Origin of the sequence: Giesbergeria sp., from assembly GCF_028686475.1 — a bacterium.
Taxonomy (GTDB): domain Bacteria; phylum Pseudomonadota; class Gammaproteobacteria; order Burkholderiales; family Burkholderiaceae_C; genus Simplicispira.
In genome coordinates this window covers 47,148-60,539 of sequence record NZ_JAQUCA010000008.1, presented here as the reverse complement: position 1 = coordinate 60,539, position 13,392 = coordinate 47,148, and the positions used below count along the sequence as shown (strand labels likewise).

10 protein-coding genes are annotated in these 13,392 nt (G+C 58.3%); 2 read left to right on the top strand and 8 right to left on the bottom strand.

All coding sequences use genetic code 11. The features are described 5' to 3' along the window. Position 1 precedes the first annotated feature (1 nt). The 6 genes from PHX60_RS07620 to PHX60_RS07595 form a co-directional block, all read right to left on the bottom strand. Positions 2 to 1,336, bottom strand: coding sequence for an HlyD family type I secretion periplasmic adaptor subunit (locus PHX60_RS07620; protein ID WP_300076408.1), 1,335 nt, complete (start codon positions 1,334 to 1,336; stop codon positions 2 to 4). Between the two features lie 42 nt (positions 1,337 to 1,378). Continuing rightward, positions 1,379 to 3,112, bottom strand: coding sequence for a type I secretion system permease/ATPase (locus tag PHX60_RS07615; RefSeq protein ID WP_300076407.1), 1,734 nt, complete (start codon positions 3,110 to 3,112; stop codon positions 1,379 to 1,381). Positions 3,113 to 3,135: 23 nt separating this feature from the next. After that, positions 3,136 to 4,884 carry a type I secretion system permease/ATPase gene (locus tag PHX60_RS07610; RefSeq protein WP_300076406.1) on the bottom strand — a complete coding sequence of 583 codons (1,749 nt, stop codon included), beginning with the start codon at positions 4,882 to 4,884 and terminating at the stop codon, positions 3,136 to 3,138. Then, positions 4,859 to 5,485 (bottom strand): hypothetical protein, encoded by a 627-nt coding sequence (locus tag PHX60_RS07605; RefSeq protein ID WP_300076405.1) that lies wholly within the window; start codon positions 5,483 to 5,485, stop codon positions 4,859 to 4,861. The genes PHX60_RS07610 and PHX60_RS07605 overlap by 26 nt, the downstream gene beginning before the upstream one ends. A gap of 248 nt (positions 5,486 to 5,733) precedes the next feature. Next, positions 5,734 to 6,660, bottom strand: coding sequence for a DHHA1 domain-containing protein (locus PHX60_RS07600; RefSeq protein ID WP_300076404.1), 927 nt, complete (start codon positions 6,658 to 6,660; stop codon positions 5,734 to 5,736). After that, a complete protein-coding gene (locus PHX60_RS07595; protein WP_300076403.1) occupies positions 6,657 to 7,592 on the bottom strand; it encodes an ion transporter in 936 nt (311 codons plus the stop codon). The genes PHX60_RS07600 and PHX60_RS07595 overlap by 4 nt, the downstream gene beginning before the upstream one ends. A gap of 98 nt (positions 7,593 to 7,690) precedes the next feature. Between PHX60_RS07595 and PHX60_RS07590 the strand changes: the two genes are divergently transcribed. Further along, complete coding sequence (locus PHX60_RS07590) at positions 7,691 to 7,834, top strand: hypothetical protein (RefSeq protein ID WP_300076402.1); 144 nt, start codon at positions 7,691 to 7,693, stop codon at positions 7,832 to 7,834. A 33-nt stretch (positions 7,835 to 7,867) separates the two neighbouring features. On the opposite strand, the gene ylqF is transcribed toward PHX60_RS07590, so the two are convergent. Both ylqF and PHX60_RS07580 read right to left on the bottom strand, forming a co-directional pair. Beyond that, entirely contained in the window at positions 7,868 to 8,818 is a 951-nt protein-coding gene (gene ylqF, locus PHX60_RS07585; RefSeq protein WP_300076401.1) for a ribosome biogenesis GTPase YlqF, read from the bottom strand. Positions 8,819 to 8,891: 73 nt separating this feature from the next. Then, positions 8,892 to 9,824 (bottom strand): prenyltransferase, encoded by a 933-nt coding sequence (locus tag PHX60_RS07580; protein ID WP_300076400.1) that lies wholly within the window; start codon positions 9,822 to 9,824, stop codon positions 8,892 to 8,894. Positions 9,825 to 9,932: 108 nt separating this feature from the next. Here PHX60_RS07580 and PHX60_RS07575 point away from each other — a divergent pair, with 108 nt between their 5' ends. Beyond that, the gene (locus PHX60_RS07575; RefSeq protein ID WP_300076399.1) at positions 9,933 to 13,391 is read left to right on the top strand and encodes an MASE3 domain-containing protein; all 3,459 of its coding nucleotides are present in this window, start codon (positions 9,933 to 9,935) and stop codon (positions 13,389 to 13,391) included. Position 13,392: the final 1 nt, after the last annotated feature.

Here is a 13,392-nt window from a genome sequence, read left to right as displayed (position 1 = left end):
CTTATTCCTCTTTCATGGCGGCAGAGATGCGCTTGGTGAGTGGGTGCAGCAGGTAGGTCAGCATGGAGCGCTCGCCGGTTTTGAACACCACTTCGACCGGCATACCCGGTTGCAGTTGGCGCTGGCCCAAGGCTTTCATGCCCTCGGGGGTGACTTGCACGCGCGCCAAGTAGTAGCTCATGTTGGTTTGTGGCTCGGTGAGTAAATCGCCCGAGATAGACACCACTTGGCCATTGACCACCAATTGCGGCGAATGGGCAAACGAGGAAAAACGCACATCCACCGGCAAACCGGCTTTAACGCGGTCAATCAGGTGCGGGGCCACATGGGCTTCCAACAATAAAGGCTCTTTCTCTGGCACGATGTCCATCAGCTTTTGGCCGGGCTGTACCACGCCGCCCACGGTTTGGATGGCCAAACTGACCACTTGGCCCGAAGCCGGTGCCTTGATGTCGATACGGCCTAAATCATCGGTGACGGCTTTGAACTTTTGCTCTTCGGCCAGTACGTCGCGGCTCACGTCAGCCAATTGGGTTTCGACCTCACGGCGAAAATCTTGTTGGCGCGAGATAGCTCGCTGGCGCAACTCGCTAACGCTGCGTTGGGCGCGAATGGTGTTGCCTTGTAAATCGGCAATCGAGGAGCCAGACTCGGCCACCATGCGCTCTAACTCCAATTGGCGGTTGCGCGGTGCGTAGCCTTCTTTGACCAAGCCGCGAATGTGGCCCAGCTCTTCATTGAGCAAGGCTTGTTGGCTCTTGCGGTTGGCCAAAATACTGGCGTAGCCTTGCAACATGCCTTGTTGGCCTTGGATGCTTTCTTCGATAGATTGCAAATCCGAGCGCAACAAATTGCGCCGGGTTTGGAACAACTGCTCTTGGTTGAGCATTTGTTGCTGAATCATCGGGTCGCTGGCGGCTTGTTGCAAATCGGGGTGGAAGCTGATGCTGGCTTTGTTGGCTTGTTCGGCTTGCAAACGTCCTTGCATGGCGCGCAGGCCTAAGTAGCGTTGGCGCACCGATTCGTAGTTGGCGCGCGCCACGGCCTCGTCCAAACGAATCAGCAATTGGCCTTCTTTGACCACTGTACCCTCGCGCACCAGCACCTCTTTGACGATGCCGCCGCTCAAATGCTGCACCGCCTTGCGCTTGGTGTCGATAGCCACCATGCCTTGGCCGGGCACGCCCTCATCCAAGGGGGCCAAACCGGCCCAAAGCAAGAAACCGCCAAAACCGATGCCCAAGGCCCACAGGCCCATGCGCCCAATGCGCCGCGCATCGCCGGGGGCTGCTGTATCCGCGGCGCTGTCAAGAGAACTCAAATTTACGTTAGCCATGTGAAAAAACTCGACCGTATAGGGAAAAAAGAGGGGGAAGGCTTAGGCGGGCTGTACCGCCACGGCGTTGCCGGGTTGCGGTGCTGCTGGCGCTGCGGCACGCAAAGCGGCCAAGACTTGGTCACGCGGGCCGTCGGCCTGCACTTGGCCATCGCGCAAAATCAGCAGCCGGTCGGCCACGGCCAAAATGCCGGGGCGGTGGGTAATCAGGAACACGGTGCAGCCCGCTTGTTTCAGGCCCTGCACGGTGCGTACCAAAGCGGCCTCGCCCACATCGTCCAAGTTGGCGTTAGGCTCGTCTAGCACGACCAGCACCGGGTTGCCATAAATGGCGCGTGCCAAACCAACACGCTGGCGCTGTCCGCCCGAGAGCAAGCCCCCGGCTTCGCCAATCGGGGTGTCGTAGCCCTTGGGAAAGCGCAAAATCATCTCGTGCAAACCGGCGCTGCGGGCAGCGGTAATGACTTTGTCCGAGTCAACCTTGCCAAAGCGGGCGATGTTCTCGGCAATCGTGCCTTCAAACAGTTCAATGTCTTGCGGCAAGTAGCCCAAGTACGGCCCCAGCTCGGTGCGTTCCCAGCCGTCGATGGGCAGGCCATCGAGTAGCACTTCGCCCGACACGTTCGGCCAAATCCCGACCATCGTGCGTGCCAGTGTGGATTTGCCCGAACCCGAGGGGCCTAACACCACCGTCACGGTGCCGGCCTCTACCGAGGTGCTGATGCCCTTGAGAATCGGGGTTTTGCGTCCGGGGGCGCTGGCCACCACATCGCGCAAAGTCAAAGCACCTTGAGGGGCCACACGCGACAGGGCCGGGTCACGCTCGGGGTAGTCGCGCAACAGGGTTTCGAGGCGTTCAAACGAGGCTTTGGCACTAATAAAGGCACGCCAAGTGCTGACCATCATGTCAATCGGCGATAAAGCCCGCGTCATGAGCACGTTGGCGGCAATCATGGCACCGGGCGAGATTTGGCCGTCAATCACCAACAACGCACCAGCACCCAAAGACAGCGATTGCTGCGAATAGCGGATAAATTTGCTCCAAGCGGTCATGCGGTGCGTGAGCGATTGGGCGCGCGATTGCAAGGCCAAAGATTTTTGGTGGCGCTGCGCCCAATGGGGATGCAGGTTATGCACCATGCCCATAGACTCCAGCACCTCGGCATTGCGTAATTTGCTTTGCAGGTAGGCGCTGGTCTCTGACGTGGCTTTAGAGGCTTCTTCCGATGGCTCGACCATGCGGCGGTGGCCAAACCAAGCCAGCGCCATCTGTACCAAGGCAAAGCCAATCGACAGCCAGCCCAGCATGGGGTGCAAGAAAAACAGTACGGCAATGTAGATCGGAGCCCAAGGCGCATCAAAGAAGGCAAAAATACCATTGCCGGTAATAAATTGCCGAATTTGAATCAAGTCGTTAAAGGCGCGCGCTGGGCCGCTGCTGGATTGGCCTAAGTACGATTCAAAACTGGCATTGAACACGCGCGTGCCCAAAGCCGAATCCAGTTGCACCCCAGCACGCACCAACACGCGCGAGCGCATCCATTCGGCAAAGGCCATGATGCAAAAGAAAAACAGCGTAATCAAGGACATGGCCAGCAGCGTCAGTTCGCTGCGGCTGGACATGACCCGGTCATAGACTTGCAGCATGTAGAGCGTGGGCGAGAGCATGAGCAGGTTGGCCACCATGCTAAAAATGCCCACCGTGAGGAACTCGCGGCGAAAGCTCCACAGCACCTGCGTCAGTTCGCTGCGTTGGAAAAAAGAAGGCTTGCTCATAAAGTGGTTTCCATTGCCATCGCTCAGGCGGCTGTGACTACGGCATTGGCCGGGCGCGCTTGCGCTGGGGCTTGTTGTTGCTGGGCGGCTTTTTGTAGCGCGGCCAACACCTCGTCGCGTGGGCCAAAGGCTTGGACTTGGCCGTCGCGCAAAATCAACATCTTGTCGGCCACCGCCAGCACGCTGGTGCGGTGTGTCATCACGACAAAGGTGGTGCCACGCGCTTTGAGGCCGGCAATGGCGCGCGCCAAGGCGGCATCGCCCTCTTCGTCCAAGCTGGAGTTGGGTTCATCCAACACCACAAACACCGGGTCGCCATAAATGGCCCGTGCCAAACCGACGCGCTGGCGCTGGCCACCCGAGAGCATGGCCCCTTCGCGTCCGACGGAGCTGTCATAGCCTTGCGGCAGTGCCATGATGAATTCATGCAAACCGACGGCACGGGCAGCGGCTTCGACCTTGGCCATGTCCACCTCGCCAAAGCGGGCGATGTTTTCGGCCAAAGAACCATCAAACAACTCAATGCCTTGCGGCAGGTAGCCGACATGGGGGCCGAGTTCGGCCTTGTCCCAGGCAAACACATCGACACCATCCAAGCGCACCTTGCCCATCGCCGCAGGCCACAAACCCACCAGCAACCGCGCCAACGTGGTTTTGCCCGAAGCCGAAGGTCCCACCACCGCCAGCACCTCGCCGGGGGCTAAAGCGAAGGCCACCCCTTTGAGGATGCTGTTGTTGCCAGCGCCCGGCGCACCGGCCATGAGCTGCTCGACTTGCAGCAAGCCGCGCGGGGCGGGTAGGGCCATGTTTTCGGGGCGTGCTGGGATGGCCTCTAGCAGTTGCTCTAGCCGTTCCCACGAGGCACGCACATTGACCACGCTTTGCCATTGCGTCACCACTTGCACCAGCGGGGCCAACACACGGCCACCCAGTACCGAGGCAATAATCAACATGGCATCGCCACCGTTGAGGCTGTTGTGCAGCAGCAACCAGCAGGCCAAGCCGAGCAACAGGGAGCTAAGGACGTTTTGCAACATCTTAGAGACGGCTTGGTAGCCGCCCGCGCTTTCGGAGGCTTTGGCTTGCAAATTGAGAAACTCGCGCTGCTTGCTCATCCAACGGGCGTGGATGTCGCGCAACATGCCCATAGATTCAATCACTTGGGCATTACGCAAAGAGCCATCGGCGTATTGCTGCGCGGCCATCGCGCTGCGGTTGGCGGCCATGAGTGGTGGTTTGGTGCTGCGCTCGTTCAACCAGCCCACCAAGGTAAGCACCACCGAAAACGCCACTGAAGACCAGCCCAGCACCGGGCTAATCAAAAACAGCAACACCAAAAAGACGATGGACACCGGCGCTTCCATCATCGCCAACAGGGCAGGCGAGTAGAGGAACTCGCGCACCTGTTTAAAGTCATTAAAAGGTTGTTGATTTCCGCCTTGGATGCGCTTGAGGTTGGCCTCAAACACGGCGCGGAAGATACGCCCGGACAGGCGCTGGTCTAACTCGACGCTGGCGGCGCGCAACATCTCGGCGCGCGCCCATTCCAGCACTTCCATCACCACATACACGCCCAGCACCAGCAGCGTGAGCATCCACAGCGTCATGTGGCTGCGGCTGTTGACCACCCGGTCATAGACTTCGAGCATGTAGCCCGATGGGGCCAATACCAGCAAACTCGATAGCAAGCTGAACCAGCCAGCGCGGACAAAATAGGGGCGTAAATCGGCCAAAGCCTTACGCAATTCAGACGGGGGTTTGTTGGGGTTCATCTGTTTGTTCAACCATCACATATTCAGGAATTTCGGCATCTACGCTGATTGCGCTGCTGGCACTGGCGGGTTGGTCTGGGTCTGACAGCACAAAAGACAATTCATAAATGCCATCGGCGCGACGCGCCAGCACAATCTCGCGCAATTTGTGGGCATGGAATGTTGCTTCGTCTTCGGGGCGCAAGGCCAATTGAAAGCGCATTCGGCCATCCAAGGTAAACATCGACAACTGCCCACCTTTGAGGCTGAGGGTGTGGCGGTCAAAGTACACCGGGCAGGTATCGGCAAAGCGCAGCAGTGGCAAAGGCTTGTCACCCAGACGGTCTAAATGGAACGGGCTACTGGGGTGCTGAAACACCAGCCGACAACTGCGCGAAACCGAATAAATGGCGTTGCACACCATTTGCGAGCCCATCTCGGGGAAGCGTTCGCGCAATTGCCGATAGGTCAAATGGTGCAGTGCCACCCGGTTCCAGATGCGGGTTTGCTGCACCAGCGGTGCCAAAGCATTGCACACCTGGGCAAAACCTTGCTGCAAGGCTTGCAGGCGCAGCACCTGCTCCGGTGAGGCATTGAGTGGGACGCGCAAAGTGAAATTCATATAGGAAGCGAAGTATAGCCGCTTACTATATGAACTTCATATAGGAGATAAAAAAGTTTTTCAGTTGTACCCAAAAACTGTGGATAACTCTGTGGGAAACCCCTGTCGGTAGCGCGCAAACCCGCACCCATACTAGCGCGCTACACTTTGCCCAAAAAAAAGGCAGTGGGCCGCCAACACTGCTTTAGCACAGCGGGGCTATAATTTTGTCCCCCTGTGCCAGTCCAGTTTTGGCAGTAGGCGCTGCTTTAAGCGCTGGCTTGGGCCTCAAACTGGCCACTGAGCAGCTCGCCCAAGCGCTCTGCCCCCATGCGGAAACCACAGGCTTGGGCGTGGCCGCCGCCGCCCATGCTCTCGGCCAGTGGGATGCAGTTGAACTCACTGCGCGAGCGCAAACCGACCTTCACGCCCTTTTCTCCGGCGCTCCACATCAGGGCAAAGGTGCCCGATTTGCGCGCCAAGATGTCGCCCACCAAGCTGTGGAATACGCCCGGAACGTTCACCATCAGGCCACTGATGCCGTTAAAAACGATAGGTTGGGCGTTTTCGGCCAAATCAGCGCACAGCTTGCGGTATTTTTCATCCATCGCTGTGCCACGGGCGACAAAAGCGGCTTGCTGGGTTGCATCCAACTTGGCAATTTCTTGCCAGCGCTCGAAGGTTTGCGGCTCCATGTCCAAGGCCGACAAAAAGGCGGCGCTTTCGGGAAACTCCCATTTCCAGATGTCGCGGTCTTCGATGTAACGCAGTAAATCGGGAATTGGCTTGTCGGGATGGAAAAACTCCCACGCCAAGCGCGCGCCAGACTTGTGCATGTCAAAGTGGACCACGCCACAGCGGCAGCTAAAGCCGGTGAGTTTTTCGGCGGCGCTCTTGTGGTGGTCTAGCAACACCAGTTTGGCCGCTTGTTCCTCAATGCCACGCAAAATTTCGGCAGTGAAGGAAAAATCCAAGATATACACTGCCCGTCCGGCCACAGGGGGTAAATCGGCCAAACTTTGTACGTCACCGTGGTCTAGCCCGACCAATTCGGCTTGGCCGCCGTAATACAGCCAAGCCGCCAAGGCCGCGCCCAAGCCATCGGGGCAGCGGCGGCCGTGGTACAGGATTAAAGGACGGGGGTCATCCAGCGCTGGAGCCACCAACAATTGCAGGGGGAGAATTGGTTTTTTCATGGTGCGCCATTGTCGCCCCCCTGTGCCTTGGCTGGCGCTGACAACAGTGTGCCGCAATGCTGGCAATACTGGGCGTGCAGGCTGTGGTCACGGCTGCCGCAATCGGGGCAGGGAATTTGCAAACCGGGCAGTTCGTGGATGCGCCGCTGCCAGCTCATCTCAGCCGTCACAATGCCGGTGGGCACCGCCAGCGTGCCCCAGCCCAGCAGCATCATGAGCGAGGCAATCAAGCGCCCCAAATCGGTTTTTGGGGTGATGTCGCCAAAGCCGACCGTGGTCATGGTGGTGATGGCCCAATAGATGGCGGTAGGGATGTTGGTAAAACCGTGCGCTGGGCCTTCTATCACGTACATCAGCGTGCCCATCACCAGCACAATCATCAGCACCACGGATAAAAACACCATAATTTTGCGCCAACTGGCCCCCAGCGCACCCCCCAAGGCTTGGTATTCTGTGACAAAGGCCGTGAGCTTAAAAATACGAAACACGCGCAGCAAGCGCAGTATGCGTACATCAATCAGGACGTGCAGACCCGGAAAAAACACCGCCAAATAGGTGGGCAAGATGGAGAGCAAATCAATGATGCCAAAAAAACTGCGCGCATAGCGCCAAGGCCGCCGCACGCACAGCAGGCGAGCGATGTATTCGAGCGTGAACAGCGCAGTAAACACCAGCTCGGCCTGCCCCAATACTTGGTGCAGCCACGCAGGCAGGGTTTCCATGCTTTCAATCACTACCACCAAGACGCTGGTAACAATCAAAAAAATCAAAATTTTGTCAAACCACAGGCCCGCTGGGGTATCCGAGCGGAACACCACGGTATGCAGGCTTTTGCGCCAGCCCGCATCGGGCACGCCAAACTGTTCGGCATAAGACTCAGGGGCGGGTACAACGCCGCCAACATGGTCGGGAGATAAAGGAGCAGCAGACATAGCTATTGAAGATACCGCGTTCTAGCCCAGCACAGAATACGCTTTACGCATACCATTGCGGCTTCTGGTCCCATTCCGAGACCGCTACGGAGAAACATATGGCTAAGGGACAAACGCACAACAACAAAATGGCCAAAAAGCCTAAAAAAGACACTTCGCTGCCTAAAGCACCTTCCGGCTCAGACCGGCCCATGCCGCCCGTCACTACGGTGATGCCACGCGGCAAGGACAAGAACAAATAAGCGCTTTTGCAGCGCAGCCTATTTCAGGTTGCTTTAGGTTGCTTCGGGGGCTTTGCGCCCCTTTTTTTTGTCGCTACGGGCTTGCTTTTTGGCCTCGCGCTCGGCATCTTGCAGCGCAGCAGCGGCGCGCCAGGCTTCAAATTCGGGCGGGGTCTCTAGTGTGATGCGGCCCAAAATGGCGGTTCTAAAGTCCGTCAATACAATCTCGGCGGCTTTTTGCAGGTTGACCCGGCCACCGCCCAGCATGGCCCCGCGTTTGCGGCCAATTGCTTCTAGCAATTCATCATCGCGCATAGCGGCCACCGTGGCATCGGGCAGGGCCAGTTTGTAGCGCGCTTGCAGCAGTGGCCCGTAGTGGGCTTGCAAGCGGCGCAGTAGCTCTAGCACCACCAGTTCTTCATCGTAGGCATTGCGCCCTACGGCACCGCTGGCGGCCAGGTTGTAGCCGCTCTCGACCACGCTGATGCGCGGCCACAACATGCCGGGGGTGTCCCAGAGGTAAAAATCATCGGCCAGCGTGATGCGTTGCTCTAGCTTGGTGATGCCCGCTTCGTCGCCGGTTTTGGCTTGGCGTTTGTTGCTCAGGGTGTTAATCAGCGTGGATTTGCCCACATTGGGCACACCACAAATCAGCACGCGCATCGGCTTGGCCAGTCCGCCTCGGTTGGGGGCTAAACGATGGCAAGCCTCAATCAGTTTGCGCGCTGGCGCGGGGTCAGAGGCATCCAGCGGCACGGCGGCGGTAGCGTGTTGGGCGTTGTACCAGTCTAACCACAGGGCGGTGCGGGCGGGGTCGGCCACATCTTGCTTGTTGAGTACCTTGAGCGTGGGTTTGTGGCCGGTCAGTTCGGCCAGCAGCGGATTGGCGCTAGAGCCGGGTAGGCGTGCGTCCAATACTTCAATCACCACATCAATATCTTTGATGCGCTCGGCAATCGCCTTGCGCGTCAGGTGCATGTGACCGGGAAACCATTGGATAGACATGGGAGAAAGACTTTCAGAGAGAAAAGAAGAGCGGCAAAGCCGCCACCGTGGCAGTGCTCATATGTGGGGTTGCTCAAATGGCGTGGTAGTACAAGCCCGCCGCCAACGCCAAGCCATGCAGCACCGCAGCGGCAATGCCCAGTACCAAGGCCGGGCGTAGGCGTGCAGGCTGGTTGCCATAACGCCCTAATTGCACCGCAGCACCCAGCGCCAACGGTGCCGCCAACAAGGCAGTGCTGGCCGCCAGCGGCAGCTGGTGCAGCAACACCAGCAGCAGCACACCCGCATGGGCCAGCAAGGCCAGCAGCCCGTACAACCGAGCAGCAGCCTGCCAGCCTAGGCGCACCGCCAACGTGCGTTTACCGACCAGCGCATCAGCGGCGGCATCCGGAAAGGCGTTGCCCACCAAGATATTGGCAATCAGTAGCCCATAACCCAGCGAGACCCACACCGGCAAAGCAGCAAAATGGCCGCGCTGCACATAATCTGCCCCCAACACCATCAGCGCCCACGCCAGCGCTACCGCCAACTCGCCTAAACCACGGCACATCAGTGCCAGCGGTGGGGCAGAATAGGCCCAGCCCAAAAACACCCCGGCCAAGCCCAGCGCCAGCAAACCGGCCCCGCTCTGGTAGGCCAGCCACAAACCGCCCGGCACCAGCAAGGCTAGCAGCCACAGCGCCAAGCGGCGTGTGTCTTGCAGTTGCACCACCCCGGTTTGAATCAGGCGCGAGCCACCGGTGAACGGAAACAAACCCTGCGTATTGGCCGCATCGGCACCGTTGCGCGCATCTTCGTGGTCATTGAGTACATTGGCCGCCGCATGGGCCAGCAAGGCCAACAACACCGTCGCCCAAGCCTTGTTTGCCGACAGCACTACCCCGGCATACGCCGCCGAGGCCAGCCCCAGCACACAGGCGACCGCCGTAATCACCAAAAAACCGGGGCGCACCATACGCAAACACAGGCCCACCTTGGCCAAGCCAGCCACACGAAACAAAGACATAGACGATACAAGGCCGCCACAGACGACCCCAAAATGCAAACAGCCCGAATTGTGCTGCACTGGCGGCCAAACGGCTATTTTTTAGCGTATGTTCGGGATAATCGCACCATGACCCAGCCTTTGTCCCTTCACCCTGACACCTTGCACCCGCCTAGCCCCTGGGAGCGCGTGTTACAGAGTGTGCTGGTGCCATCCCTGATGGCCTTGGTGTGTGGGCTGGCGGCAGAGGTCAATTACCTGCTGTCCCATGCGCTGGCCGAACTGTTCTCTATCGTGATTGGGGCAGTGGCGATGGTGGTGGCCGCCACTTCGTTGCGCTTTACGCGCAACCATTTTGTCGTCTATATGGCCGTGGGCATAGGCTGGTGCGGGGCGATTGATTTGACCCACTTACTGGCCTTTAAGGGTATGCAGCTCTTGCCAGTGGACAGCGCCAACCCCGCCACCCAACTTTGGTTGGCAGCGCGTGGCTTGCAAGCCTTGGTGTTACTGACAGCGCCGCTGCTGTTGCTACGCCGGGTGGGCGTAGTGTGGCTGCATCTGGGTTTTGGCAGTGCGGCTACGTTGTCGATGTTGCTGGTGGCCAGTGGCTATTTTCCAGATGCCTACATCGACGACCAAGGCCTGACAGCCTTCAAAATTTATACCGAATACGCCATCATTGCCGTGATGGCCGTGGCGATGGCCCTGTTTTGGCGCTATCGCCGTTTTATGTCACAGCCGCTTTTGGTCAATTTGCTGTTGGCGGTGGGTTTGTTGATTGCGGCAGAATTTGCGTTTACCCGCTATGTCAGCGTCTATGCCAGTGCCAACCTGATTGGCCACCTGCTCAAAATTTTTGCCTATTGGCATGTTTATTTAGCGCTGGTACACACCACCCTGCGCGAACCCTTTAGCGTTTTGGCCCGCACCGCCAGCACCTACGAGGCCGTGCCCGACCCCACTTTGGTCATTGACAGCCAAGGGCAGATTCGGCAAGCCAATCAGGCCGCTGCGCGCCATTGCCAGCAAGATGCAGCAGCGCTGATAGGCCAGTCTAGCCATACACTGTTCCACGATGCCAGCGTGGCTGTTGCCGATTGTCCGGTCTGCCAGCGCTTAGCCGCCCAACCAGAGAACTTCCATATCGAGCTGGCCTGTGGCGCTGGCGCGCAGTGGCGCTTATTAGAGTGCAGCTTGGCAGCGTTGCATTTTCCGGGCGAGGCCCGTGGCTACGTCCAAGTGGTGCGTGACATCACCGAGCGCCAGCACCTCATGGCCGAGCGCGAAGCCTTGGTATTTAACTTGGGCGAACGCATCAAAGAACTGCGCTGCCTGCACGCCATTGCCCAGCTGATAGAAACCCCCGGCCTGCAACTGCCCCAAATGCTCGACGGGGTGCCTCAATTGTTGCCAGCGGCTTTTTTGCATCCACAGCAACTACAGGTCAGCATCGAAAGCGCTTGGGGCAATTTTGGTAGCCCCTTGCCCACGCCCTTGCCTGCGGTGCAACAAACGCGCAGCCTGCATGTCAATGGTCAAGACCAAGGGCGCTTGCTGGTTTGGTACCCGGCACCCACCCAAGCAGCCACGGCGCAACCGCATTTTTTGGATGAAGAAAAACCGCTGCTCGATAGCGTGGTGCAGCAAATTGTCGATTGCATCGAGCGCATTCAAGCCGCCGAGAAGGTGCAGCGCTTGTCCAATTTGTACGAGCTGCTCAGCACCACCAACCGCGCGGTGGTTTATTCGCAAAACCGCGATGAGCTACTAGAGCGCCTCTACCAAGGTTTAATTGCCCACGGCACCTTCCCAATGCTGTTTTTGGCACTGCACCCGGCACCGGGCCAGCCCTTGCAATTGGTTTGCACCCACGGCGTGCCATCCAACTTGCTACCCATCCTGCAACAGGTGATAGAACAGCCCGACAGCACCATCCAAACCTTGCTCCCTGGTTTGGTCGATGGTGAAATACGGGTTTATGACGTACCCGCTGGAAGCGATACGTGGCTGAATTTTCTGCACCAGCAACATATTTGGCAGCGGGCGCTGCTGCCACTGTTTTACGATGGCCAATTGCTGGGTGTCTTTGGCCTGTATGCCAGCCAGCACAACCTGTTTGAGCACGACGAAATGCTGTTGCTCAACGAGATGGCCTCGGATTTATCCTTTGCTTTGCATAACTTCAGCAATGCCCAGCACCTGCGTACTGCCCAAGCGCAAGCCAGCCAATCGGAGCAGCGCTTTAGCGAGCTATTCAATGCCTCACCCTCGCCAATGCAAATTTACAGCGTGGCCACGGGCGAGCTACGCACCCTGAACCAAGCGTTTCAGCAGTGGCTAGGCTACACACCACAAGACATCCCCACGATGGAGGCTTGGTTTGAGCAAGCCTACCCCGATGCAGCCACGTGCCAGCAGCTACGCCAGCATTGGGAGCAGGGTTTAAAACAAACCGGCCAAGGCCGCCCGATTGAATCGCCCGAGTTGCTATTGCGCTGCAAAGATGGCAGCACCCGCATTGCCCAAGGCACAATGGCCCAAGTGGGCGACGATGCCATTATTGCTTGGACGGATTTAAGTGAAATTCGGCATAGCCAGCGCACCCTGTTAGAGAGCGAAACCCGCTTTCGCAATATGATTGAGCAAACCATCAGCGGGATTTATGTGCGCCGGGGTGGCTGCATTATCTACGTCAACCCCAGTTATTGCGAAATGATAGGCTGGAGCGCCCAAGAATTGTTGGGCCATGATATTTTGAATTTCACCACCGAGGATGCCGGCAACCGGGCGCGCATCCAAACGGCATGGCAGCGCTTAGAAAGCGGCGAGCGCAACGTTGCTTACAGCGTGCCCATGCGACGCAAAGATGGCAGCATTATCCAACTGGGATTAAATGCCAACCAAATCATTTGGGACGATGGCCAAGAAGCCACCATCGTTATGGCCCAAGACGAAACGGAGCGCCAACGGGCCGAAGCGCAAATTGCCAGCTATGTGCGCCAATTAGAAGACTCCATGAAAGCCACCTTGCAGGCGGTGTCAAATATGGTAGAAATGCGCGACCCCTACACCGCCGGGCACGAGCGGCGCGTCGGCCTGATTGCTGGCGCGATTGCCCGGCATTTGGGCTGGCAGGAAGAGCGCTGCGCCATGCTAGAGCTGGTCGGTTTGGTGCATGATATTGGCAAAATTGCCGTACCAGCTGAAATCCTGACCAAGCCCGGCCGCCTGAGCGATTTGGAAATGGAAATCGTCAAATGCCACGCCCAAACCGGCTATGAAATTTTGAAGGATGTGCATTTTCCGCTGCCAGTGGCCGACATTATCCGCCAGCACCACGAGCGCATGGACGGCACCGGCTATCCACAGCGCCTGCGCGGCGAGCAAATTATGCCCGAGGCGCGCGTGCTGGCAGTGGCCGATGTGCTGGAATCCATGGCCGCCGACCGGCCTTATCGCCCGGCCTTGGGCCTAGATGTAGCCTTGGCCGAAATTGTGCGTGGCCGGGGCAGCATTTACGACCCCGAGGTAGCCGATGCCTTGGTGCAAATGGTGCAAGAGCAGGGCTATACCCTGCCGCAATAAG